The organism is Flagellimonas oceani (assembly GCF_011068285.1).
GTDB lineage: Bacteria > Bacteroidota > Bacteroidia > Flavobacteriales > Flavobacteriaceae > Flagellimonas > Flagellimonas oceani.
This window is the reverse complement of sequence record NZ_CP049616.1, coordinates 4,002,542-4,027,875: the sequence shown is the minus strand read 5'-3', so window position 1 is coordinate 4,027,875 and position 25,334 is coordinate 4,002,542. Positions and strand designations below refer to the sequence as shown.

Below are 25,334 nucleotides of genomic sequence, written 5' to 3'. Positions count from 1 at the left end.
ATTTCTCTTTCCCTTTTTTGTATCTTGGGGACTCACATAATATCAAACTAAACATAATGCAAAGAAGAAAATTCATCAGAAATGCCGCTGCTGCTTCGGCCGCATTTTCGATTGTACCCAGTCACGTACTGGGGAAAACCCACATTCCTCCCAGCGACACCCTTTATGTGGCCGGATTTGGAGTCGGCGGAAGGGGAAATTCAGTAATAAATGGCCTTAACGATACGGGAAGGGTGAAATTTGTTGCCTTTTGCGATGTGGATGACCGTCGCGCCCAACAAACCCACGAGCAGTTCCCCGATGTAAAACGGTATAAAGATTTTAGAAAGGTCTTTGATGCGCATTTGGGCGACATCGATGCCATTGCCGTGGCAAGTCCGGACCACACGCATGCAACCATTTCCTTGCCCTTTATGCGAGAGAAAAAACATGCCTACGTGGAAAAACCGCTTACCCATAATATTTACGAGGCCCGTTTGATGACGCAGGTCGCCAAAGAGCAGGGCATTGTGACCCAAATGGGAAACCAAGGCGCATCCAGTGATGGTAGCCGAATCGCGCGCGAATGGGTAGAATCCGGCATTATCGGAAAAGTACATACCATAGATTGTTGGACCAACCGACCTGTATGGCCGCAGGGTGTTCCCTTACCAACAGAAAAAGACCGAATTCCCAAGGGATTGGATTGGGACCTTTGGTTGGGCCCTGCCAAAATGAGGGATTACAACGATGCGTATCTACCATTTAAATGGAGAGGTTTCTGGGATTTCGGAACAGGTGCCTTGGGCGACATGGGATGCCATATTATGGAAACACCTTTTAGTGTCCTTGATCTAGGATATCCTACCGAGGCAGAGGCCAGTTGCACCACGGTTTGGGTGGATGATTTTGTAGAGGCGGATTACAGCCACTCCTGTCCTCCTTCATCCAAGATCCATTTAAAGTTTGAGCACGAAGAACACGGCGACATTGCATTGAACTGGTACGATGGTGGCTTAAAACCGGACCTACCGGACGAGCTTAAAGATGATGAGACCATTGGCGATTCCGGTGGAGGAAGTATTTTTTATGGCGACAAAGGCATTTTGATTTGCGATACCTATTCCCGAAATGCTAGATTGCTACCTTCCGAAATGATGGATCTATATAAATCACCAGCCCCTAAATATGATAGGGTGCCGGGCGGAATCGATGGGCACTTTGCCAATTTTGTGGATGGTTGCCAAAACGGTACACCGACTTCTTCCAATTTTGAAAAAGCAGGACGGCTTACCGAGACCGTACTGATGGGCAACTTGGCCGTAAAAGCGTATCAATACAAAGAGCTGAAGGAAGGAAAAAAACTTGGGGATTGGGATCCTTATGGTTTTCCCGGTCGAAGAAAGCTTTTCTGGGACGGCGACAATATGAAGATTACCAATTACGATAAAGCCAACGAATGGGTAACCCGCGATTACCGTGATGGCTGGGAATTGAAATAATTTTCGAACAACTATATTAAAAATGGCCCAAATTGGGCCATTTTTTGTTTTATAATTCTGAGCAAAAAGGAGTCTTTAATAAGACGAATATCTTTTTTGCTATTCCAGACCAAAATATTCGGCCACTGCATGGTAATCGCTGGTGTCCACGCCTGCAGCTTTAAGTTCGCTCATCAAACTTTCTTGATTGTTCTTGCCTACCAAATTGGTCTCAGCGACTATAACAATTAGCTCATCTCCCAAAAATCCTTCTGGCATAACATACGCATTAAATTCAGGTACTTGTTGAAACTGTAAAAAAATAGAGTTGCTATAATAAGCTCTAACATAAAAGTTACCCCCAGGCCCCATACCAGGCACTAGGTATCTACCCCCATCTTTTAGTATGTAGAAAAAAAACACGGAATTTTCGATATCTTCCGCGGTCACTTCATTTGGAAAAGGAATATTAAAAGTCGAACCAGAATACCCCTCCAACGAAATATTAAAACGGCGCACATTGGCATTACCGTCCTCACCGTTGATGCCATCCTTGCCTTGGCAATCGAGGGCATCAAAATTGCCATCGTTGTTCACATCTTCTTCGGTATCGCCCGCACCATTTCCATTAAGATCCCAACAGCTAATTCCATCTTCACCAGGAGGACCAGGGTCTCCTTTTATTGAATTACCTTGTTCTCCTTGTAGCCCCTGTTCGCCATCCTCGCCAGAACAAGAGACCAAGATCATGGCCATACATAGTAGCGCCATATTAAGTAATTTAACTGCTTTCATAATAGTTGCTTTAAGTTTATAGATCTTAAAGCTAAGTGCATCTGACCATTATTTTACCTACCAATTGACTGGTGCCCGTATTCAATTGATGAATCGTTGTTTTGAATTGACGGCAGCTGTAACTTGTTCTAGAAATGATAGTCAAATTTCGACTAAAACAATCTCATCTGCCCGTCCTTGTATTGCTCATGGAGTTCTAAGTTCAAGGGTGGAAAAACCTTGCCCTTAAAGTATCGTTTCCTTGCAATTTGGGCCATTTCGTGTATTTGCTCGGCAATCTTGCCTTCCCCCCTTGTTCGTGTTCCAAATCTGCTATCGTTAACCGTTCCACCATGGCAATCCTGAATCTGGTGCAGTACTTTCTCGGCCCTATCCGGCATTGCCTTTTTGATCCAGTCCGAAAAAATCTGTCCAATGGCACCATTGAGGCGTACCACCGTCAACCCAAAAGAGAGCGCACCATGTTCCGCCACCGTTTTTGCCAAGGGCAGCAGTTCATGGGAATTTATTCCCGGAATCATGGGAGCCAACATTGCGTTAACGGGGATTTGATTTTCGGATAGTACTTGTATTGTTTTCAGCCGTTTTTGAATGGATGCGGTTCTAGGTTCAAGTTTTCGCCTTGTTTCTTCTGATAAGGTAGTTACGGATATGTTGACTCCGATCAATCGGTGTTCGTTGAGTTTTTTCAAAATATCCAAATCCCGCAACACCAATGCATTTTTGGTGATGATGCCGACTGGATGGCGATATTTTAAAAAAACCTCCAAACATTTTCTCGTGATCTCGAACTTCTGCTCGGCCGGTTGGTAACAATCGGTGTTGCCCGATAACACTATCGTGTGCGCTTTCCAATTTTTATGTTTGATCTTGGCCTCCAATAGTTCCGGCGCGGATTTCTTTACCAAAATCCTCCGTTCAAAATCCAGCCCCGGACTATATCCCCAATATTCGTGGGTATTTCGGGCGTAGCAATAAATGCAACCGTGTTCGCATCCTTGGTAGGGGTTCATGGAGTATCCCATGCCCACATCCGGACTATCTACCTTGTTCACAATGGTTTTTGGAAAGATGGGTATGTACTGCGTCTTGTTATTTTCAGCTTCCTCTCCTTCCAAACGGCAAAATTCCAAGAAATCGTCCCGCATTTCGAATACATGCTGCAAAAACCGATTTTCGGTATTTTTTTGAGCTCCCCTTCCCTTCAAAAATTCTCTGGATGACATAATTTGGATTTATTCCAAATATATGGATTATTTCCTTTTTATATGAATTGGCAAATAATTTATCCAACAAAAAAGCCGGGCGATGCCCGGCTCCATAATTAATGGTTAGGTTGTCCTTAAAAGGACTAAAACATATTTAATTTAATCCAAAATACGCTGCTACTTGATTATAATCCGAAGTGTCAACCCCTGCGGATTTTAGTTCGGACATTGCATCTTCTTTACTTGTTTTAGCTGTGCCGTTGCCCAAATCAATAGCAACAATTCTTAGCATATTGAACTTTCCTGCAGGAAACACATAAGGCGTGTGATCTACGTTAAAAAAATCGATTTTAACTTCACTGTCCTGCTCTAAAACTATAACTTTGGTATACCTTTGAAACTGGTCTATTGGACCTGGGATTGAATACCATCTATCATTTGGATCACCTGTAGATTCTAGATAAAATAAAAGTGCAAAATTGGTAACATCCAATCCTTCATCGATAAAATTAGTAAGTGTAATTTCAATAGTATCTGATGAATAGTCGTTAATCAGATAGTCAAAAGTGCGAACATTTGCATTTCCCTGTTCACCTTGCTCGCCTTGAGGGCCTTGTTCCCCCTGCTCACCTTGGGGACCTGCAGGTCCGATTGGTCCGGTTTCCCCATCTTCTCCAGAACAGGAAACCAACGTTATTGACATGGCCAACATGGCGATACTACATAATTTTAATACTTTCATAATTATTTTTTTATTAGGGTTAATGCCCCAAATGTATGGTGCTTACACCATTGTATTTGGCCCTAATTCACCAATGCGGGCTATGAATTGATGAATGCCCTACTTCAATTGATATGTGTATTTTTATGTAGGTTTTTTCCTTCTTTTTTGGATTTGAAACATAAAAAAAGCCTCCAACGGAGGCCATTTTTCTTAATTATTTGTTGTTCAGTTATTTAAAATCGACTTTTACAAGTTGTTTCCTGCTTCCCCTTTTGGCATAAAAAAGCATTTTATCCTCTGCTTCATCCTTCAAGGGTTTGGAGACCATAAGCGGCAATCTCGCTTCTTGCTGATCAATCACCTTTTCGTAATCCATTACCCCGTTTTCGTCCAACGAGATCATAAAAACATTGCGGTTTCTGCTAAATCCCTGCTTAAATATCAAACGTTCGTTGTTGATCAATTGCGGATTTTCTGCGGCCGTACAAATAAAGAAATAAGTGGTGCCGTCCTTGCAGTACGAACTGTAGGATGCGTAGGCCCCATCGCCTTGGGTAACCTCTGTTTTGTTGATGTTACGGGCCCAGTCCATGATTCCGTTGGCGGTAAGCTTCACACTGACGATGTCGTTGTGGTGGTATCGCTCAATTCTCACCCGTTGTCCGGCCCCGGTAGTTTCCAGTCCAGTGGTTACAAAGTACTCTTCGGCATTGAAGAATATTTCGTTCTCTTCAGTGACCTCAACATTTTTAAACACAAGGTTCTTGATGTCCTTATCTTCTTCACGGCCAAACTTATCGTCCATAAACTGCTGCGAAAAAGGATTGTATTTCTGGGAACGAATGTCCAAGGAGTTGGGATTCACATCAAAATAAACGATTCCATTGTACCTGTTATCCTTTCTATCGGCATAAAAACCCGTACAGACCAGTTTGTCCTTCATCAAAACAGGATACAATGCTTCCGGATACTTCCCGGGGTCTACAAAGGATTGTGTTTTACTCCCGTTTTGCGATACCTTGATCAATTCATATTGAAATTTTCTTTCATCGACACTGAACCTTCGCTTTTTAAAATAGGCCTTACCAACAATATAGGCCGTTTGAAGGTCCTCGGAAAAGGCAACGTTCTCGAAAGCGTAATTCTTTTCCTCGATTTCATCCGAAAAATCGAACTCGAACTTTTTGTTGAGCGCGGTATCGAACATATGGATCATATGCTTATTGCTCTTTCCTTTTTTGTGGTGTGTACTGATGACAAAACCTGTTTTAGCTTCATTAAAAAGAATGGCGGTGGTGAACCCACGAGAAAAATCACGGTTATAGTAGTTCTTCCCTACGGGGTCGTCCACCTGCTCCGAAGCAATGGACAGCAATTTTTTCTCTCGAAAACCAAAGTCTATGACTGGACTGCTGTGTACCCAATACTCGTATTCGCCCCTGCTGGTGTTATAATTGAGGAACATAAGGTGCAATTGTCCATTTTTGAGGAATCCATCCACAAAATCCAGGTCCTTGAGCTTATAATTATATTCGGATACCAACTCCAGATCACTGTTGTATTTTTCGATCAGATATCCCTTGGGTTTTAGGATCAGTCCTTGATAATAGGCCCTTACTAAAATGTAGCCGCCAGAATCGTCCTCGTCGATGGCAACCAGATTGGAATAGCGGTAACGATCCTTATATTTTTCTCCAAAATCATAAGAAACGGGCATTTTCTGTGCATGGACGGCCATGCCTGTCAGCACAAAACTAAATAGAAGAAACAGGTATTTTTTCATGATTAGGCTTGGTTAGGCCAATGGTCATGATCCAGGGAAATCTGCTTGGCGCTTTTCCAAAAATGCCGTGGTCCCCTCTTTAAAATCGTCGGTCCCAAAGCATGTGCCAAAAGCATCAATCTCCACCGAATAGCCATCAGCGTCATACTTAAAACCTGCATTTATAGCTTTTATTGCGTGTTTTATGGCAACTGTGGAATTATTCGATATCCTGCTCGCAATTTTGGTGCAAAAGGGCAACAATTCCTCGCTGGATACGACATGGTTCACCAGTCCATAACCAAAGGCCTTGTCCGAGTCGATCATACCGGCCGTCATGATCATTTCCATGGCACGGCCCTTGCCCACCAACTGTGGCAGGCGCTGTGTGCCGCCATACCCGGGAATTACGCCCAAGGACACTTCGGGCAGTCCCATTCGGGCATTGCTGCTGGCCACCCTAAAATGGCATGCCATGGCCAGTTCCAATCCACCGCCCAGCGCAAAACCGTTTATTGCCGCAATTACAGGTGTCGATAGGTTCTCCACAAAATCGAAGAGATTCTTCTGGCCCGCTGCCGCCAATTGTCGTCCCTCCTTCACCGAAAAATCGGCGAATTCGGAAATATCGGCACCTGCCACAAAAGCCTTATCGCCACTCCCCGTAATGATTATGACCTTGGTATCGGGGTCTTCATCCAATTCCCTGAAAGCTTCGTGGAGCTCCTCAATGGTCCTAATGTTCAAGGCATTGAGCTTTTTGGGCCTGTTTATGGTAATGGTGGCCAAATTGTTCTCTTCTTCAATGTAAATGTTTTCGTATTCCATATAGAATGCTGTTTGGGGTTGCAACTATACAAGTTGCCATTAATTCTTCTGTTCCTTTGGAAAATCGATGGTAAACACGGTCCCTTTTCCAACCTTTGAAGTAAAGGTAATGGTTCCGCCATAGTTTTCCACAATGTTCTTTACCATACCCAGACCTAGTCCGGTTCCACTGGATTTGGTGGTGAACTTGGGCTCAAAAATGCGATGTTTGTGCTCATCGGCGATGCCTAGACCGTTATCCGCGACCGAAATCTTTACCCGATCGCCCACTGTTGCCACAGTGACCAAAATCCTTGGGGATTCCACTTCGGGAATGGCCTGGATCGCATTCTTGACCAAATTGGTGATCACCCGTATCAATTGGGTACGGTCCAGTTTGGCCACTACCTCATCCTCATCTGTTATAAAATGAATATAATCCTCGTTAAAGATTTCCAACGCCAACTTTACCACTTTTACCACGTTCAAGGTTTCGTTCTGCTGGGCGGGCATATCGGCAAAACTGGAAAAAGCAGTGGCAATGTTGCTCATGGTATCGATTTGCTGGATCAATGTCTTGGAAAACTCCTTTACCTTTTTTTGTATCTCGGGGTCGCCGGGGTCGAACTTCCGTTCAAAACTCTGAACCGTGAGACGAAGGGGCGTTAACGGGTTCTTGATTTCGTGCGCCACTTGCTTCGCCATCTCACGCCAAGCTTGCTCACGCTCGCTACGGGCCAATTTTACCGCACTTTCTTCGAGCTCATCTATCATTCGGTTGTAAGAATCCACCAACTTGGCAATCTCCTCCCCTGGGCTTTCCAAATAGATTTTTTCGTTCTGATGGGTCAGATTGGTGCGGTTGATCTTATCCGAAATCGTCTGCAACGACCTTGTAATGTATTTTGAAATGAAATATGCCAAAAAGATGGCGACCACAAGCATCAGAACATACACCATGCCCAATCGGAAGAGAAACTCCCGCAGTTCCATATTGTTGAAGGTGTTATCCTCAAAATAGGGCAGGTTCATAATGCCGATGGGCTTGAACTTTAAGTCGTAGATATAGGTATAGATGGCCTGATAATTATCTCCAGCGGCCCTTTTTTCCTCTACAAACCGTGTTTCCCCACTTTCCCGTAAAAAATTGAGCACTTCGGCATCCAAACAGGTGGCAATGGAGTTGGATTCAAAGCTAGGTCTTGAATTTTTTATCAAGTTGCCCTCAAGATCATAAATATTGAAGTTTACGTTCTGGATGTTGGCAATTTCATAGATCTCCTCGCTAAAAATCAGGTGCAAATTTTCGGTAGTGACCGGATAAGTGGTTTCCTTCAGCGTATAGTTGATACTCTTGATGAGCTGTTCTTCCTTTCGCTCCAACCGTTCGTTGTGGTAATCGTTCCCTTGTTCTTTGTATTGGTACACCGTAACCCCTGCAATCAACACAGAAGCAACCACAACCAATGTGATCATGGCAACGAATATTCGTGAACGTAAGGACAGTTTTCTGAGCAAGATTGCCTGTTTTAACGTTAAATTTAAGCAATTATCGAGCCAAATAACCTTGAAGTACAAGAATCAAGTGCAAGCACAAAGGGTTTGGCACTTGTGCTTGAATTTGAGTTTGAACTTGAACTCTCTATGCATTAGGATTCTTGTCCCGAACTTTTTTGTACCATCGAATACCGAGCATCAACAATACCATAAGAGCAAACATCCCCACAATGCCATAGATCCAATTAAAGGCGCTTTTTAGAACCACTAAAAAAACAACGGCAAAAAGAATAATGGTCGCCACTTCGTTCCAAATTCGCATAAATTTTGAGGTGTATTTGACCTCATCGCGCTGTAGCTGTTTAAAAATTTGATGGCATTTAAAATGATATGCAAAGAGCAGCAACACGAAACCGAGCTTGACGTGCATCCAAGGTTGCCGTAACCATTCCGGCATTAAAATCAACAGCCATACCGCAAACAACGTACACAAGATCGCCGACGGCCATGTGATGATATACCACAATCGTTTTGTCATCAACTTGAGTTGATCGGAAAGTATCTCCTTGTCCGGCGATGGTTTTTGCAATGCCTCGATATGATAGATGAACAACCTCGGAATGTAGAACAGACCCGCGAACCAGGTCACCACAAATATGAGGTGCAACGATTTTATGTAAGGATACAGCACTTGCCCGTTTTATATGTTACATCCGAATGGCGCCAATGCCATTCTCCCAAAGTTTGGCGTTAAAATTAGGTATTTCTGTATTCATTAATGCTTCTGCCCTTCGTTTTAATCCAACCCACTGGGCGTCCAGTTCCGCTTTTCTATCTTTTGATGGTTGATTGATCTGCGGCAAAGCACTGTTGCTATGGTTCATCACAAAAAGATATTCTGCGGTAAATTTGTTGGGGAAATTCTCCACATCGTCATACGCCTGTGATTTGCGCTGTACCATTTCACCGTCCCACGCTTTCAATTTATCAAGCAACTCCTGTCCTTCGCTTTTAAGTTCCTTATCATCCAGATCTTTGATCAACTTCTCCAACTGATCTTGAACTTCTTTCAATTTGTTCACTTTGTTGTGCATATCGGTCAACTTCTGCTCAAAATCGTTCATAATGGCATCGTGTTCTTCGAACTGTTCTTGTGTGATAGCTGTATTCGGGGTGGGCACAATGCTTCCCTGTGTGGAAACCGTCTCCTCTCCCACTTTCATTTTGATGATGTATTCTCCTGGCGGAACTTTGTGCCCTGAAAAGTCGGCCTCGATGTAAACACCGGGGACACCGGGGACAATAGGGGTTTTCAAATCCCAAACAAAACGGTTCAGACCTTTGTCTTTTCCCAAAACGGGTTTTGGTGGGGCCCCACCGCCATTGTGCGGGATGTAGCTTTCATCTTTTTTGGAGGTAAAGCTTCGAACCACTTTGCCCTGCTCGTTCAAAATTTCCATCGTCACTTCGGTGGAATCCATTTTTTCGGGAAGGTTATAGTAGATCACCATCCCATTGGCCGGGTTGACCCCTTCAAAAGGATTGGTTCCAGCCACACTTTTGGTAGAACTGTTCATCTGACTTCCCCAATACCCGTGAATGGCTTCTTCTGGCTTATATATTTTTAGCTCGTCGGTGTTGCCCTTGTGCTGGGAAAGTGTGGTGATGTTGTCCAAAATCCAAAAGCTCCTTCCCGAAGTGGCCACAATCAAATCCCCTTGATTCACTTTTAAGTCCGTAATCGGTGTTTTGGGCAGATTCAATTGCAAGGATTCCCATTTTTTACCATCGTTCCAAGAAACATAGAGCCCTTTCTCGGTACCTGCATACAACAGCCCTTTTTGCTCTTGGTCTTCACGCACTACCCGTGTAAAGGCCCCGTAGGGAATGCCTTCACTAATATTGGACCAGCTTTTCCCGTAATCGGTGCTCTTGTACAATCCAGGGGTATAGTCGTTGAACTTGTAACGCGTGGTGGCGATGTAAATGGTACTTGGATCGTGCGGGGACACCTCAATGGCGTTCACCAAACATTCCTTTAAGTCCTTCGGGGTAATGTCTTCCCATGATTCTCCGCCGTTTTTGGTAATGTGCACCAAACCGTCATCACTACCGGTGATCAAAACCCCTGCTTCATGGGGTGATTCGATGATGTAGGCCAAGGTTCCATAGTTTTCGGCACCTACAGCTTCGTTCGTATAGGGTCCGCCACCTTTACCTTGGAATTCATCTTGATCTCGGGTAAGATCGGGTGAAATTTCTTCCCAAGTCACTCCATTGTCCCTGGTGCGCAAAACCAGTTGTGCCCCGTGATAAAATGTTCCAGGCTCGTGCTGCGACCAAATAATGGGTGCGTTCCAATTATAAAGGTATTTCATGTCACGGGCATCACGTCCCAAATATTGAATGGGTGCTGCCATCACATTGCTGGACATTTTGGAATCCATATCCAACAACTCAATGGTTCCCAAATAACTTCCACCCATCATATAGCGAGGGTTATCGGGATCAAAGGCCAAAAAGGCACTTTCCCCTCCTGCGGCATAGTGCCAATCCTCTTGGTTGATGCTCCATCGACCTACGGAAAGACTTGCGATTTTCACGGAAGTGTTGTCCTGCTGCCCTCCGTAGATATTGTAAGGAAACAGGTTATCCGTACTGATCCTGTAAAACTGCGCGGTTGGCATATTGTCCTGCAGCGTCCAATTTTCGCCATAATCAAAAGAAATGGTTGCCCCGCCATCGTCCGCCAACAAAATGTTCTTAGAGTTTTTGGGATTGATCCATAAATCGTGCGTATCCCCATGGGGCACGGAAATGGTCTCCCACGTTTTTCCGCCATCTTCGGAACGGAACATGGAGGCGCTCAACACATACACGGTATCTTCATCATTGGGGTCGGCAAACACTTCGATATAGTACCAAGCGCGCTGTACCAATCGGTTGTCGCCGCTCACCATATGCCAGCTATCTCCAGCATCGTTCGAAACAAATAAGCCTCCTTTATCTTGATTGGAATCACTTTCTACCAAGGCATACACTTTATCGGAGTTGGAAGGGCTAACTGCAATGGCCATTTTTCCTTTCTCTTCGGGAAGTCCTTCGATCATTTCTTTCCAAGTATCCCCTCCATCGGTGCTTTTGTACAATCCGCTTCCAGGCCCGCCACTGATCACTTTGTTGGGCTTACGTTGATGATCCCACATGGCCGCATACAACACCAAAGGGTTGTTGGCATCCATAGAAAGTTCTGCAGCGCCCGTACCTTCATCCACATATAGAATCTTCTCCCACGTTTTTCCGCCATCCATGGAACGGTACACCCCTCTTTCCTCATTGGGAGCGTACAAAGCGCCCTGGGCGGCTACGTAGACAATGTCAGGGTTGATCGGATTGACAATGATACGGGAAATGTGCTGCGTTTTTTCCAAACCTAGTTTGATCCACGTTTTCCCTCCATCGTTGGATTTATACATACCATCTCCATAAGAGGTCATGACACCTCTTGGGGCATGCTCCCCCATACCGCAATACACAATATGAGGGCTGGATTGGGCCACGGCGACAGCACCCACGGAACCCATTTCAAAAAATCCGTCCGATATGTTCTCCCATTGTCCTCCGGCATTGGTGGTTTTCCAGAGGCCACCTCCCGTTGTACCCATATAATAGGTGAGCGGATCGCCCACAACGCCACTTGCGGTTACGGAACGTCCGCCCCTAAACGGTCCGATGTTCCTGAATTTCATGGGTTCAAAATAATCGTTGGCGGTCTGTGCAAATGAGAGCGTGCCGAATAGGGCACTTAGCAAAAGAAGCAGTCCTTTTTTCATGGTGATGGTTGATTTGTATCGTTGCGGAATGTTGTACAAATAAAAAGCCCCTATGCAAAACATAAGGGCGTTGTTTATTTATTCTTCGATGCTCAAATAGTTCAATTTGAGTTGATTGAACTCATTGTTGAAAGCTGAAATCTCCTCGTCGACCAAGGCATCAAATGCTTCCAATTGCTCGTTGATTTTGCCTGACATTTCATTTTTAACGGCAATATCCTGTTCCGTTGGAGGGAAATCGTCAATGGAGACCAAACTGTTCAAGTGCGCCAATTTATTGGTCAGTTTGATGGGAAAATTCAATGGGTCCTGACCGCTTCTGTTTTTGGTCTGATACAGTTCTTTTTCAATGGAACTGAATTCTTCCTTCATTTTTTCGGCTTTCTCCACCAAAGCTTTTGTTGATTCATCATCCTTGTACTTTTTGATGAATTCGTCCAATTTGCCATTGATGGCCCTGATCTTTTTGATGGATTGATGCGCCCTGTCCACGGTTTCGTTCACCTCGGTGATGAAGTCGTATTGCTTCTGCATATCGGCCACGGTAACCTCTGCCCTTGGATCGGGAAGGATGGTGAAGTTTTCCGTTTGATCGTTCCCGTTCACGTTCAGGCTGACTTTGTATGTTCCCGGAACTGCTTTTGGGCCGCTTAGGTTGGCCCACCATAAAATCATACCGTCCAATTTCTCTGCGCCTTTACCTCGGGTGTCCCAAACATAGGTGTTCCCTCCTTTTTTGGCCTCCAGTTTTTTGTCTTTTTCCTTGGCGTAGGTGCTATAAGTGGCCAACGTATCCCCATTCATTTTGGTATAGGTCAGTGCCACGCTGTCCTTTTCGGAGAAATCTTTCAAGTAAAAATGGGTTATCACTCCGTTGGCCAAGTTTTCACCTTCTGTCTTTGATGGTTTCCTCGCAGCTCTACCTTTGGTACGGTAACTGTCCCTTGGTTTGTACAAAATGGCATCTGCAGATTTTGTGGCATCATCCAATTGGTGCAAAACTGTCAAGTCATCAATCACCCAAACACTTCTACCTTGGGTGGCCACGATCAAGTTATCATCCTTGATGGTCAAATCGGTAATGGGCACAATGGGCAAGTTCAATTGAAACTTTTCCCAGTGGGCTCCATCATTGAAAGAGATGTACATACCGGTTTCCGTACCTGCATACAACAACCCTTTTCTTTTTGGGTCTTCTCGTACCACACGGGTAAAGTGCTCATCTTCGATTCCGTCGGTGATTTTGGTCCAAGTTTGACCATAATCGGTGGTTTTGTAAAGGTATGGAGCAAAATCTCCCAACTTGTAACGCGTGGCTGCTACGTAGCAAGTCCCTTCATCAAAAGCGGAAGGTTCAATGCTGTTGATCATGTTCCATTCGGGCATACTTGGCGGGGTAACGTTTTCCCAAGTTTGACCACCGTCTTTGGTCATATGAATCAAACCATCATCACTGCCCACCCACAATAATCCTTCTTTCAATGGACTTTCGTTGGCAGCAAAAATGGTACAGTAATATTCCACACTGGTATTATCCTGTGTAATGGGTCCACCGCTGGACACCAATTTTGTCGGGTCATTTCTGGTTAGGTCACCGCTCAACAACTCCCAACTCTGACCTTCATTGGTGCTCATGTGCACATGATTGGAGAAGGTGTACAATTTATTGGGGTCATGTTTGCTGAACATGATGGGGAAGTTCCACTGAAAACGGTACTTCATCCCTTCGGCTCCGTGGCCCATGGGATTGTCCGGCCATACGTTAACTGCCCTAGCTGTATTTTTCGCATGGTTCACCCTGGTCAATAATCCACCGTAGCTGCCTCCATAAACAATATCATCATTGATTGGGTCCACAGCAATGTGAGCGGACTCACCACCAGCGGTTTCTTCCCAATCGTCCTCTCCAATGGAACCGTCATCACTTCTGTAATTGATTCTAAGCGTGGAGTTGTCTTGCTGTGCTACATAAATTCTGTATGGGAATGCATTATCCGTAGTGACTCTATAAAATTGTGCAGTGGGTTGGTTGTGATAGGTGCTCCAGGTTTCCCCACCATCATAACTTACCTGTGCACCACCATCATCGGCCATGATCATACGGTCGGAATCCTCCGGGGCAATCCAAAGGTCGTGATGATCGCCGTGCGGTGCATTGGAAGATTCAAAGGTTTTTCCTCCGTCCGCACTTTTATGATAGCTCACATTCAGCACATAAACCACATCTTCATCATTGGTGTCTGCATAAACTCGGGTATAGTACCAAGCACGTTGTCTCAAGCTTCTGTCACTGTTTACGAGGGACCAGGTTTTTCCTGCATCTTCCGAGCGGTACAGACCTCCCTCTTCCTTGTTTTCCACCATGGCCCACACCCTATTGCTGTTTTGGGGCGAAACGGCCACACCGATGATTCCCAAAGTATCGGTCGCGAAACCTTCGTTTTTGGAAATCTCCGTCCATGTTTCTCCGCTATCGGTACTTTTCCATAATGCTGAACCTTCTCCGCCACTGTTCAAACTATAGGGAGTTCGTTCAATTCTCCAGGTTGATGCATACAAAATTCGTGGGTTGTTCGGGTCAAATGTCAGATCGACCGCTCCGGCCATATCGTTGGCAAAAAGCACTTTTTTCCATGACTCACCTCCATCCGTACTTTTATAAACACCTCTCTCTTCGGTGGGCTTGTACAAATTGCCCATTACCGCGGCATAAACAATATCCGCATTCTCCGGATGAACTCGCATTCGGGAAATATGACGGCTTTTGTCTAGGCCCAAGGATTTCCATGTTTTTCCGGCATCCTCGGTTTTCCAAACGCCATAACCAGAGGAAACGTTGCCGCGAACAGTTTGCTCCCCTCCACCTACATAGATCACATTGTGGTCGCTTTGCGCCACCTCAACGGCACCGATACTTCCACCAAAATAGCCATCGGAAATATTTTCCCAGGTTCCTCCACCATCTTTGGTTCTCCATACTCCACCGCCTGTGGCTCCAAAATAATACAAATGGGGTTCACCGGGCACTCCAGCAACGGTTCCGGAACGTCCACCACGGAATGGACCGATCAATCGGTATTCCAAACTTGAGTACAATTCTTCAGGGTACTGTGGTGCGCTTTGTTTTTTGTTCCTGCGCTGGGAATGCATGGGGGTAATAAACAATGTAGCGGTAAGCAAGAGCATACCAATTTTGAAAAAGCAAGTCTTCATTTTTAAAGTGTTGAGTTAGTCAGCCTTAAATGTAGTGAAAATGCAGCAAAAAAGTTGTCCAATATTTTGTACTTTAACCTCGCATATAAAACTCAAAAACTAAACCATGCTCAAATTTTTTAAGCTCGCAATCCTACTTTTGATGGTTGCAGCTTGTAAAAACCAACCTAACAAAAAAGAAGAAACAGCAACTCCACAACCCGAAGAAAAACAATCCGAATGGACCTATCTTTTTGATGGTACAAGTTTGGAAGGATGGCGCGGCTACAATATGGATTCCCTCCCGCCCGGATGGACCATAAAGGACAGTGTCCTCACTTTTGATACCGAACTGGGTCTGGAACAGGATTATACCGGTGGAAAAGATATTATTTATGGCGCGGAAGAGTTCGATAATTTTGAACTCTATCTGGAGTGGAAAATTCCCGAAGGAGCCAATAGCGGCATTTTTTACCATGTAAAAGAAGGATATGACGGACCGCCCGAAGTGTCTCCCGAATATCAAATTATAGATGATGAAAACTATGCCGACATCCATGATCTAACAGGATACAACTCGCAATTTGGTGCCGAGCACCCAGAACTGCTTCAGGACTGGCAGAAAACAGGTGCCGATTACGCTATGCACACAGCGGATGAATCAAAGAAACAACTGAATCCCGTAGGAGAATGGAACTCCTCCAAAATCGTGTTCACGCCCGAAAAGGTGGAACACTGGCTCAACGGCAAAAAACTATTGGAATTTGTGCCGTGGTCCGAAGAATGGAACACTAAAAAAGCATCGGGAAAATGGGACAATGCTCCCGACTACGGAAAATACAAAACGGGCTATATTGCTTTGCAAGATCACTCCAGCCCAATTTGGTTCAGAAACATAAAGATTAAAAAACTATAACCTCCAAACCATGAACAAAAGAGAATTTATCAAGAAAAGTAGTGTGGGAGCACTTGGAATAATGTTTGCCCCATCTATTTTAAAAGCAGGATTTCCTAAAGACAAACTAAGAACGGCACACATTGGAGTCGGCAATATGGGGATGGAGGATTTAAAAGCCGTTTCTTCCCACGAAGCAGTGGAAGTGGTTGCGCTTTGTGATGTAGATGCCTTAAATCTATCGGCAGCGCACAAAATGCACCCTGGGGCACGTATCTTTTTTGATTACCGTGCCATGTTGGAAGAAATGGGGGACGAAATCGATGCCGTTATCGTATCAACACCCGACCATACCCACGCACCTGCTTCATTGATGGCCATGCACATGGACAAGCCTGTGTACTGTCAAAAACCATTGACCCACTACGTGTCCGAATCCAGAGAGATGAAAAAAGTGGCTGCAGAAAAAGGATTGATCACGCAAATGGGCATCCAGGTGCATTCCTTTTACGATTACAAACTCGCCACACTTTTGATTCAGTCCGGTATTATAGGAAAAGTACATACCGTACACGCGTGGTCCCCCAAAAATTGGGGATATGACGGCCCGTTACCGGAAGGCGAAGACCCTGTACCGGAACGATTGGACTGGAACCTCTGGTTGGGCACCTCCAAAGAAAGACCTTATAAGGATGGTATGTACCACCCTGGAAATTGGAGAAAATTGATGGATTATGGCTGTGGCACCTTGGGTGATATGGGAGTCCATATTTTTGACACCCCTTACAATGCTTTGGAGCTGGATGTGCCCAGAACCATAATGACAGAATGCCGACCTACGAACGGTTTCGGTTTTCCGGAAAACAACAAAGTTACTTACGAGTTCCCCGGAACAAAATACACGGGTAAATCCCTGAAATGGATTTGGTACGATGGACCAGGCGTTCCAGAAATGCACGAAGACCTGATGTTGCCCGGAATGGAAATGAAGAAGGACAACGCAGCTGCCAAAAAAAGTGACGGAAACAGTATCTCCTTGGACGCCGGAGTAGCAGGAGAAAACGAATTGCCGGAACAAGGAGCTATGTTTGTCGGAACGAAAGGACGATTGTTGTTGCCCCACTTTATGCAATTGCCAAAGAAAATACGAAAAGGAAAATACGTGGACATTTCCAAAGAAATCGCCAAGGTTTCCGAAGAGAACAATTTGGGTGAACCCATCCGAAATTATGCTACCGAAGGCCCCAAGCACTATCACCAATTTGTGGACGCTTGTTTGGGGAAGGATACCACAACCGCTCCTTTTGATTATGCGGCCAGATTGACCGAAACCATTTTATTGGGCACCATCGCAGGTCGTTTCCCGGGTGAAACCTTGCATTGGGATGCAGAAACCGCACAGTTCAAAGAAGAAAAAGCCAACAAATATTTGGCCGGGGATTATCGGAATTTTTAATAAATAGTTTTTTTATGTCAGCCACCCAAGAGTATTGGCTTAGTGGCCCCATACCAGAGGTACCCGCATTGTTGCAACCTGCCGCACACGCACTATTGCAATCCGTGCGGGAGGCAAGGCAGTATGTCTCCGATTTTCCCGAGGATAAACTTTGGGAAAAACCATTTGGCAGGGCTTCGGTCGGGTTTCACCTCAAACATTTGACGGGCGTTCTAGATCGATTACTGACCTACGTAAAAAAAGAAAGCTTGACGGATGCACAATTCCAATACTTAAAAAACGAGGCAAATGGGGAAGATGCACCATCATCCCAAGAATTGATATTGAATTTTGAAACCAAGGTGAATGAGGCTCTGGATTATTTTAAGACCGTCTCCGAAACGACGCTTACAGACGAACGCTTTGTCGGAAGAAAAAAGCTGCCCACTACGGTAATTGGATTACTTTTTCATGCCGCGGAACACAGCCAGCGCCATGTGGGACAATTGTTGGTTACGGTAAGTGTTTTGAAAGGCTAATCGATGGATTATGGGTAAATCAAATCAATATTTTTGTTTTTTATTATTCACATTTCCATTATTGATGCTATCACAAAACCGACTCAGAGATCATAATATTGAAATCGGGGTGCTACAACCCGGAACTTTCAATGCCATTACAGATGTCCCCGGAGTTCGAGTGGGGCATTTCACGCTGATTGAGGGTGATGACATAAGAACGGGGGTCACTTCAATTTTGCCGCATTCCGGAAATATCTTTCAGGAAAAAGTCCCTGCTGCGATTTATGTTGGCAACGGATTTGGAAAATTGGCCGGATACACCCAAGTAAAGGAACTGGGCAATTTGGAAACACCCATTATCCTGACCAATACTTTGAGCGTCCCCACAGCGATGAATGCCTTGATCGGTTACACGCTCAGTCAACCTGAAAACAAAAATGTCCGCTCCGTAAATGCCGTGGTGGGAGAAACCAACGATGGCTACCTCAACGATATCCGAGGGCGCCATATCACGGAAGAACACGTGCTTCAAGCTATTGAAAATGCAAAATCTGGCCCAGTTGCCGAAGGTAATGTGGGAGCCGGCACGGGAACCGTCTGTTTTGGGTTTAAAGGTGGCATTGGCACATCATCCAGAGTTTTGCCTGAAAAATCCGGAGGTTATACCGTAGGTGTTTTGGTACAGACCAATTTTGGTGGCGTTCTGCAGATTGCCGGTGTGGAAGTGGGCAAAAAATTGGGACACTATTCGGACAGTTTTAAATACTCCCCTGATGGTTCCTGTATGATGGTGGTCCTGACCGATGCTCCTTTAGATTCCAGAAATTTGGAACGATTGGCCAAAAGAGCCATGCTGGGACTTTCAAGAACAGGAGGTATTGCAAGCAACGGAAGCGGCGATTATGTGATTGCAGTTTCCACGGCGGAAGCATGCCGAATTCCCTATAAATCGGATAATTCTATTCAAAAGGTGCCGACCTTACGGAATGACGCCATGACCCCAATCTTTTTGGCCACCATCGAAGCCACGGAGGAAGCTATTTTGAATTCCCTTTTTGCAGGCGAAACAATGGTTGGCTGGGATGGGCACAAAATCAAGGCACTTCCAAAGGAAAAGGTATTGGAAATGTTGAAAGCGGCAGGTAAAATCGACTGATTATTTTTCCAACTGTGACAATATTGGTTCGTTTTTCTTCAATCAGAGAGCCAATATTTATGATTTTCCAATTTTTTTAACCCTCATTGTCTTGGGGCTTATCAATATAGAATTCATAGAAGAATCCTAAGGAAAATCAAGAGGTTTTTTAAATCAGTACAATTCCATATAAGATATCGGCAGCCCGATTTTGAGGTTAGATAGCTAATCCATTTTAAATTATATTCTCCTATGGCTCTTTAGGTTAAAGAAAAATTATATAAATTTAGATGCGCTGCCCCAAAACTTAACACCTACTTATTATGGAAAATATTCAATGGAACAAACTTGGAAAAGATGCCTCTAATGAAGAGTGGCTAAATGAAATCAACAGAATACTTGAAAAAATTGATTTGGTAACGCCAACAGAAGAAGCAATCCAGAACAGCGACTATGATAGAGGTTATTTTCATGACCATATAGTAACGCTGAAAGAACTCACTGCGAAAACACTTTCTTCTACTGAAGCAATACAACGCCCTCCATGGAGCGAAGCCATTAAAAAATTAATCGATTTGACCCCTTCCGCAAAAGACCTTTTGATGGATTCTGGCTTTTCTGAAGATGATCTGGAAGATATTGATGAAGAAGAAGCACTTTATGACGGTGGAATTATGGATGGAGTTTCTGATTTTCATCAATATACAGCTGATTTTTGTTATCAATCCTTTATGAATCCCGAAGTTTCCAAAAGATCGGATTTTACCGAAACACTTATGTATGTCATCAAACAGGATTCAGAAAAAGTAGGAGCCGGTTTGTCCGATGATGACTTAAACGAGTTGTTAAACATGGAACATGTGAAAAACCATAAGGATTATGAAGTGATTAAAAAATTATCCGATAGTTAACTATCTTATTATTTAAAACTCATATACTCAAACATCAAGGGCAATCTGTATAAGGTAGCAGAAGGTTTAATGTCTAATATCCTTCACGACATTCAAGCTTTTTGCTGCCTTTTTTGATTTATATTATTCTTAATTATTACCCATCTGTAACAATACCTGATCATTTCACACTAATCTAACGGAAGTAATCTCCATTTTTCATAAATTAAGCATCAAATAAACTAAAAACACGACCATGGATATTTTTGGAAAAATCAAGGAAAAACTCAGCAACGAGTTTATTGACATTGTTGAGTGGCTGGACTATACGGACGACACCATTGCACACCGTTTCGAGCGCTATCAAAATGAAATAAAGAATGGCGCCAAACTGATTGTTCGCGAAGGACAGACCGCCGTTTTTATCAACGAAGGCCAACTCGCCGACGTATTTGGACCGGGAACTTACGACCTTACCACACAAAACTTGCCTATTCTGGCTACCCTAAAGGGTTGGAAATATGGATTCAACTCTCCTTTTAAAGCGGAGGTATATTTTGTGAACACCCACTTGTTCACCGATGAGAAATGGGGCACCAAAAGTCCCATCACTTTAAGTGATGACCGCTTTGGTCTGGTGGAAATCCGAGCTTTCGGGACCTATGCCTTTAAAATTTCCGATGCTGGAAAGTTTATAAAAGATATTGTAGGTACGGACAGCAACTTTACCAATTTTGAAATCAACGAGCACTTAAAAAGTTTGATTGCCACGCGATTCACGAATACCGTGGGTCAGGCCAATTTGCCCATCGAACTCTATGCTGCCAACACCACCGAACTTTCGGACACGTGCCGGGAGGTTATGTCGCCCGAGTTTGAAAGCGTAGGGATTTCCTTGGAAAAATTCTATATCGAAAACGTCTCCATGCCGGAAGACCTTAAAAAGGAAATCTTCGAGTACAGCCGCATCGATAAGCTTGATTTGGATAAACTGACCAAATTCAAAACTGCCAAAGCCATTGAGGCAGCCGCCCAAAATGAAGGCGGTACCGCCGGTGCCGGCATGGGCATGGGCATGGGGTTTGTTTTGGCCCAACAAATGGGCGGTATGATGGGCGGAAACACGCAAGCAGCCCCACAACAAGCGGCACAGCCTTCTGGTGGAGCAGTACCTCCCCCGATGCCTGCACAAACGATGTATTATTACGCTTCCAACGGGACACAGCACGGCCCCGTGAGCTTTGAACAAATGCAATCCCTATTTGCTGCGCGAACCATTAACCGCGACAGTTTGGTTTGGAAACAGGGCATGTCCACATGGACGGCATTGAAAGAAGTGGATGAGTTGAAATCGTTCTTGGGGGGCAATACGCCACCGCCATTACCAACAGAGTAATCATTTTTCACCCAATCATTCCTGTGAGAGCAGCAATCCGATAAACCATCATGATTCCCGTCCTTCACGGGAATGAAGCTATGGAAGAGCAAAAAATCAAAAAATCCGAACTCAAAAAGGCCTGTACCAATTGCGGGGCGGAACTCAAATACAAGCCTGGCACCACAAGTATCAGTTGTGAATATTGTGGGCACCAGGAGACCATTGAATTGGGTGAAAACGGATTTGAGGAATTGGAGCTACAGCCATTTTTGCAGGAAATGGGCTCTCAAAAGCACAGTGAGGAAATTTCCATGCTGCATTGCAAAAATTGCGGTGCCGACCAACATGTGGAAGAAAACTATAAATCGCTCCACTGCGTGTATTGTGGTCAGCCATTGGTAATAGAGGACGCCTACAAAGAAAATTGGATTTTGCCCGGTGCAGTGCTCCCTTTTCAAATTGATAAAAAACAATCCTTCATCATTTTTAAGAATTGGGTAAAGCGTTTATGGTTTGCACCGAACAACCTAAAAAAAGCGTCTTTGGACCCTCAGTTTACCAAAGGCCTCTATTTGCCCTACTGGACGTTTGATGCGCAATTATATGCCTCATACACAGGTCAGCGGGGAGAATATTACTATGAAACCAAAAGAGTTCGAAATGCCAACGGCAAAATGGTGACCCAAAGGGTCCGGAAAACGAGATGGTACCCAGCTGCTGGTGAAGTATCAGGATTTGTGGACGACACTTTGATCAAAGCATCACAGCAAAAAGCCGGAAGAATTCCAAGCAAAATTGCCTTTTGGGATTTGAAAAAGCTTCAACCGTTCGACAGTGGGTTTTTATCGGGATTTGTTACTGAAAAATATACCATACCCTTAAAAGATGGTCATTTGCATTCCAAAGAGGTGGCAAAGGACATTGCAGACTCTTGGTGCCGACGCGATATTGGTGGCGACACCCAACGTGTGCTTTCCATGGACATGAAACTGTCCGAAGAGACTTTTAAGCACATTCTATTGCCAGTTTACGTGAGTGCCTATCGCTACAATGGCAAAGAATACAATTTTTTTATCAATGGGGAAAACGGACAAATTTCCGGCACACGACCTTATAGTTTTTGGAAAATATTCTTTACCGTTCTGGCTGTATTGGCGATTATTGGTGTGATTGTGTTCCTTTCTAAAAAGTAATGGCATCAATTCTCGATACAAAAACGCTTCACGTTTTCACTCGATGTGACATTTTTACTTAAACACCAAACAAACCGGATTAGGATGTTTTACTTCGTTGAGAAAGGTCAACGTTCCTTGTTCCCCATCTCTTTTGAAAACCACAATATTGCTAGTCTTTTTGTTGGCGACCAACAAGAATTCACCTGTTGGATCTATGGAAAAATTTCTGGGCCAATCCCCGCGTACCGATTCCCTTCCGACCAACTCCAATCGACCTGAATTCACGTCAACAGCAAAAATTACGATGGTGTTTTCCCCACGGTTGGAACCGTACAAAAACTTTCCGTCCGGTGATAAATGAAGGTCGGCACAAAAGCTTTCCCCATCAAAATCCGCGGCCAAGGTTGGAACTACTTGAACTTCTTCAAAGTTACCCCCAGCATCTTTTTCAAAAACCGAAATGGTGCTGTTCAGTTCATTTATTACGTAGAGTGCTTTTCCATCGTTACCAGAGGTAAAATGGCGAGGACCTGCCCCGTCTTCAAAAGGTATGGATGCCTGTTCTGCGGGCACGAACTTATCCCCTTCTTGACGGTATCGTTTTATGGCATCCAATCCCAAATCGGTTACCATAAGTCCATCTGCGTTGAACTGGGCCATATGGGCATGCGATGTTTTCACGGAGTCCAGTTTTTTATGATCAATGATTTGCGGGTCGTCCGCCAATGAGCCATCGTCATTTAGAGAAAATAAGGCCACATTGCCGCCTGTGTAGTTGGCTACGGCCAAATGCCCATCACTCGAAAGTGATACGTGGCAAGGATGTGCGCCTTGGGTGCCCATACTATTTTGAAGCTCCAGCACATCATCTTTCAACTTAAAAGCGGTGACAGCACCACCCAAACTATCAAAGTCCGCGGTTTCCTGAACGGCGTAGAGGTTCTTTTTATCTTGTGAAATGGCCAAAAAGGAGGGGTTGGTCAGCTTGGCAGCCAGTTTTTTGCTGGACAGCTCTCCAGTGTTCACATCAAAGGTGTACGTGTAGATGCCCTCGCTATCGCCATCTGTGTAGGTTCCAACAAATAGAGTGTACATAGGTTTTTCTTTAGGTTTTTCAGCGCAAGCGGTTGCCAAAATAGCAACTATGCCCGCTAGAATAATTTTTTTCATGGATGTTTAGTTAGGCCACCCAAATTAATCATTCTAAATCAAAGAAGCAGTATTCAGGACAGTTCAGATTTGATTTCCTTTTGAAGAAAGAAGCCCGTGACAATGGTAGAAAGGACATCTGCAATACAAAACGAGAGCCACACGCCTATTTCGCCCATAAAATTGGGCAGAATCAAAATCAAAGGAATAAAAAAGAATCCTTGACGGGTCAATGTCAGCAATAGTGCTGGAATCGCTTTCCCAATGGCCTGGAAATAGGCTGCCCCGATCAACTGTATGGCAATGATGGGGGTGGCAGCAAAAACCAAACGCATAGCCAAGGGTATGTGCTGCAACACAAAATTATTGGCTTCTGCCTCTTCTGCGGACAATCCGGGGCGGTCGCTCAAAAATAAGGAGGCAATTTCCGAAGGAAAAACCATCAGCACCACAAAAACAAGCGTGGCCATCAAAGCGGCATATTTGATTGCGGTATAAATCGATTCCTTTACCCGATCATATTTTACCGCTCCATAATTGTAGCCGGCAATCGGCAAAAATCCTTGCGTGACCCCAAAAACGGGGAACAGCGCGAACATCAACATTCGGCCGATAATGGCATACACGGCAACCATGGCCTCGCCGCCCAGATTGAACAATATGTTGTTCATCAACAAATACGTAATACTGGTTACCGCTTGTCGGGCCAAGGTCACAAATCCCAAGGAACCGATTTCTCGAAGAATGGGGCGGTCCAACCCGAAATGGGAAACATCAATCTTTAGTTCGGAGTTATTCGACAGAAAAAAGTAAAACACATAGAAAAAACAGAGCAAATAGCCCACCGTGGTGGCCCAAGCGGCTCCATGCATGCCCCAATCGAACACATAAATAAAAATGTAATCCATCAATAGGTTTCCCACAGATGGAATGATCATGGCGATCATCGCAAAACGAGGTTTGCCTTCCGCACGGATGACGGAATTGCCCATCATACAGAGCGCCAAAAAAGGTACCCCGTATAAAATAATGGTGTAGTAAATCTTAGCGGGCTCAAAAATGGAGCCTTTTCCCCCAAAGGCGGGAATCAGGCTGTCGACAAAGTAAAGTCCAAGGGCCACCATGGTAATGGTAACCACTAAAGTGAGGGTAATCTGGTTCCCGAAAGTTTTTAGGGCCTTTTCCCGATTATTGGCACCCAGTGCCCGCGAAATAATACTAGATCCCCCGATACCGATGGCCATTCCCAAAGCGGCAATAAAAAACGAAACGGGCAACACCACATTAATGGCGGCAATGGCTATGGAACCTATCCAATTGCCCACAAAAATGGAGTCCACCAGAACGTTCAGGGACATTACCAAAATACCAATGGAAGCGGGTACGGCCTGTTTGATCAGTAATTTTCCAATGGGTTCCTGCCCAAGTTCTTCAGAGGTTATTTTGGCCATACCAAAGGGTATTCTTCGAATTCTTTA

General features: G+C 44.5%; 19 protein-coding genes. 8 read left to right on the top strand and 11 right to left on the bottom strand.

Features of this window, described 5'->3' with window-relative positions; translation table 11 throughout:
• Positions 1–56 precede the first annotated feature (56 nt).
• On the top strand, positions 57–1,481 hold the full coding sequence (locus GVT53_RS18210; RefSeq protein ID WP_166249904.1) for a Gfo/Idh/MocA family protein: 1,425 nt from the start codon (positions 57–59) through the stop codon (positions 1,479–1,481).
• 99 nt (positions 1,482–1,580) lie between these two features.
• Here GVT53_RS18210 and GVT53_RS18205 read toward each other — a convergent pair whose 3' ends face one another.
• The 9 genes from GVT53_RS18205 to GVT53_RS18165 all read right to left on the bottom strand — a co-directional run bounded on the left by GVT53_RS18205 (position 1,581) and on the right by GVT53_RS18165 (position 15,299).
• A complete protein-coding gene (locus GVT53_RS18205) occupies positions 1,581–2,231 on the bottom strand; it encodes a hypothetical protein (protein ID WP_166249903.1) in 651 nt (216 codons plus the stop codon).
• Between the two features lie 176 nt (positions 2,232–2,407).
• Complete coding sequence (locus GVT53_RS18200) at positions 2,408–3,481, bottom strand: PA0069 family radical SAM protein (protein WP_166249902.1); 1,074 nt, start codon at positions 3,479–3,481, stop codon at positions 2,408–2,410.
• A 136-nt stretch (positions 3,482–3,617) separates the two neighbouring features.
• On the bottom strand, positions 3,618–4,205 hold the full coding sequence (locus GVT53_RS20965; protein ID WP_205791976.1) for a collagen-like protein: 588 nt from the start codon (positions 4,203–4,205) through the stop codon (positions 3,618–3,620).
• A gap of 211 nt (positions 4,206–4,416) precedes the next feature.
• Entirely contained in the window at positions 4,417–5,970 is a 1,554-nt protein-coding gene (locus tag GVT53_RS18190) for a hypothetical protein (protein ID WP_166249901.1), read from the bottom strand.
• 24 nt (positions 5,971–5,994) lie between these two features.
• Positions 5,995–6,777 (bottom strand): enoyl-CoA hydratase/isomerase family protein, encoded by a 783-nt coding sequence (locus GVT53_RS18185; protein WP_166249900.1) that lies wholly within the window; start codon positions 6,775–6,777, stop codon positions 5,995–5,997.
• A gap of 39 nt (positions 6,778–6,816) precedes the next feature.
• Complete coding sequence (locus GVT53_RS18180; protein ID WP_166250535.1) at positions 6,817–8,232, bottom strand: sensor histidine kinase; 1,416 nt, start codon at positions 8,230–8,232, stop codon at positions 6,817–6,819.
• 166 nt (positions 8,233–8,398) lie between these two features.
• Positions 8,399–8,944 (bottom strand): CopD family protein, encoded by a 546-nt coding sequence (locus GVT53_RS18175; RefSeq protein ID WP_166249899.1) that lies wholly within the window; start codon positions 8,942–8,944, stop codon positions 8,399–8,401.
• Between the two features lie 16 nt (positions 8,945–8,960).
• Positions 8,961–12,086 carry a VPS10 domain-containing protein gene (locus GVT53_RS18170; protein ID WP_166249898.1) on the bottom strand — a complete coding sequence of 1,042 codons (3,126 nt, stop codon included), beginning with the start codon at positions 12,084–12,086 and terminating at the stop codon, positions 8,961–8,963.
• A gap of 78 nt (positions 12,087–12,164) precedes the next feature.
• Positions 12,165–15,299 (bottom strand): VPS10 domain-containing protein, encoded by a 3,135-nt coding sequence (locus GVT53_RS18165; protein WP_166249897.1) that lies wholly within the window; start codon positions 15,297–15,299, stop codon positions 12,165–12,167.
• Positions 15,300–15,405: 106 nt separating this feature from the next.
• Here GVT53_RS18165 and GVT53_RS18160 point away from each other — a divergent pair, with 106 nt between their 5' ends.
• The 7 genes from GVT53_RS18160 (at position 15,406) to GVT53_RS18130 (ending at position 22,725) form a co-directional block, all read left to right on the top strand.
• Positions 15,406–16,194, top strand: a complete 789-nt coding sequence (locus tag GVT53_RS18160) for a 3-keto-disaccharide hydrolase (protein WP_166249896.1) — start codon at positions 15,406–15,408, stop codon at positions 16,192–16,194.
• A 10-nt stretch (positions 16,195–16,204) separates the two neighbouring features.
• The gene (locus GVT53_RS18155) at positions 16,205–17,629 is read left to right on the top strand and encodes a Gfo/Idh/MocA family protein (RefSeq protein ID WP_166249895.1); all 1,425 of its coding nucleotides are present in this window, start codon (positions 16,205–16,207) and stop codon (positions 17,627–17,629) included.
• A gap of 14 nt (positions 17,630–17,643) precedes the next feature.
• Positions 17,644–18,147 (top strand): DinB family protein, encoded by a 504-nt coding sequence (locus GVT53_RS18150; RefSeq protein ID WP_166249894.1) that lies wholly within the window; start codon positions 17,644–17,646, stop codon positions 18,145–18,147.
• A 64-nt stretch (positions 18,148–18,211) separates the two neighbouring features.
• On the top strand, positions 18,212–19,285 hold the full coding sequence (locus GVT53_RS18145) for a DmpA family aminopeptidase (RefSeq protein WP_166249893.1): 1,074 nt from the start codon (positions 18,212–18,214) through the stop codon (positions 19,283–19,285).
• 302 nt (positions 19,286–19,587) lie between these two features.
• A complete protein-coding gene (locus GVT53_RS18140; protein ID WP_166249892.1) occupies positions 19,588–20,175 on the top strand; it encodes a hypothetical protein in 588 nt (195 codons plus the stop codon).
• 235 nt (positions 20,176–20,410) lie between these two features.
• On the top strand, positions 20,411–21,550 hold the full coding sequence (locus GVT53_RS18135; RefSeq protein WP_166249891.1) for an SPFH domain-containing protein: 1,140 nt from the start codon (positions 20,411–20,413) through the stop codon (positions 21,548–21,550).
• An 80-nt stretch (positions 21,551–21,630) separates the two neighbouring features.
• Positions 21,631–22,725, top strand: a complete 1,095-nt coding sequence (locus GVT53_RS18130) for a TFIIB-type zinc ribbon-containing protein (protein ID WP_166250534.1) — start codon at positions 21,631–21,633, stop codon at positions 22,723–22,725.
• Positions 22,726–22,779: 54 nt separating this feature from the next.
• Here the strand turns inward: GVT53_RS18130 and GVT53_RS18125 are convergent, their stop codons facing one another.
• Positions 22,780–23,877: a lactonase family protein gene (locus tag GVT53_RS18125; protein WP_166249890.1), complete on the bottom strand. Its 1,098-nt coding sequence runs from the start codon at positions 23,875–23,877 to the stop codon at positions 22,780–22,782.
• Between the two features lie 53 nt (positions 23,878–23,930).
• Entirely contained in the window at positions 23,931–25,307 is a 1,377-nt protein-coding gene (locus GVT53_RS18120; RefSeq protein WP_166249889.1) for an MATE family efflux transporter, read from the bottom strand.
• Between the last annotated feature and the right edge of the window lie 27 nt (positions 25,308–25,334).

What these genes read in the sequence shown, in the direction of transcription:
- GVT53_RS20965 (WP_205791976.1), bottom strand. Translation starts at nt 4,205, where the DNA reads ATGAAAGTATTAAAATTATGTAGTATCGCCATGTTGGCCATGTCAATA.
- GVT53_RS18150 (WP_166249894.1), top strand. Translation starts at nt 17,644, where the DNA reads ATGTCAGCCACCCAAGAGTATTGGCTTAGTGGCCCCATACCAGAGGTA.
- GVT53_RS18190 (WP_166249901.1), bottom strand. Translation starts at nt 5,970, where the DNA reads ATGAAAAAATACCTGTTTCTTCTATTTAGTTTTGTGCTGACAGGCATG.
- GVT53_RS18120 (WP_166249889.1), bottom strand. Translation starts at nt 25,307, where the DNA reads ATGGCCAAAATAACCTCTGAAGAACTTGGGCAGGAACCCATTGGAAAA.
- GVT53_RS18140 (WP_166249892.1), top strand. Translation starts at nt 19,588, where the DNA reads ATGGAAAATATTCAATGGAACAAACTTGGAAAAGATGCCTCTAATGAA.
- GVT53_RS18125 (WP_166249890.1), bottom strand. Translation starts at nt 23,877, where the DNA reads ATGAAAAAAATTATTCTAGCGGGCATAGTTGCTATTTTGGCAACCGCT.
- GVT53_RS18155 (WP_166249895.1), top strand. Translation starts at nt 16,205, where the DNA reads ATGAACAAAAGAGAATTTATCAAGAAAAGTAGTGTGGGAGCACTTGGA.
- GVT53_RS18210 (WP_166249904.1), top strand. Translation starts at nt 57, where the DNA reads ATGCAAAGAAGAAAATTCATCAGAAATGCCGCTGCTGCTTCGGCCGCA.
- GVT53_RS18160 (WP_166249896.1), top strand. Translation starts at nt 15,406, where the DNA reads ATGCTCAAATTTTTTAAGCTCGCAATCCTACTTTTGATGGTTGCAGCT.
- GVT53_RS18165 (WP_166249897.1), bottom strand. Translation starts at nt 15,299, where the DNA reads ATGAAGACTTGCTTTTTCAAAATTGGTATGCTCTTGCTTACCGCTACA.
- GVT53_RS18135 (WP_166249891.1), top strand. Translation starts at nt 20,411, where the DNA reads ATGGATATTTTTGGAAAAATCAAGGAAAAACTCAGCAACGAGTTTATT.
- GVT53_RS18205 (WP_166249903.1), bottom strand. Translation starts at nt 2,231, where the DNA reads ATGGCGCTACTATGTATGGCCATGATCTTGGTCTCTTGTTCTGGCGAG.
- GVT53_RS18145 (WP_166249893.1), top strand. Translation starts at nt 18,212, where the DNA reads ATGCTATCACAAAACCGACTCAGAGATCATAATATTGAAATCGGGGTG.
- GVT53_RS18130 (WP_166250534.1), top strand. Translation starts at nt 21,631, where the DNA reads ATGGAAGAGCAAAAAATCAAAAAATCCGAACTCAAAAAGGCCTGTACC.
- GVT53_RS18180 (WP_166250535.1), bottom strand. Translation starts at nt 8,232, where the DNA reads ATGATCACATTGGTTGTGGTTGCTTCTGTGTTGATTGCAGGGGTTACG.
- GVT53_RS18170 (WP_166249898.1), bottom strand. Translation starts at nt 12,086, where the DNA reads ATGAAAAAAGGACTGCTTCTTTTGCTAAGTGCCCTATTCGGCACGCTC.
- GVT53_RS18185 (WP_166249900.1), bottom strand. Translation starts at nt 6,777, where the DNA reads ATGGAATACGAAAACATTTACATTGAAGAAGAGAACAATTTGGCCACC.
- GVT53_RS18200 (WP_166249902.1), bottom strand. Translation starts at nt 3,481, where the DNA reads ATGTCATCCAGAGAATTTTTGAAGGGAAGGGGAGCTCAAAAAAATACC.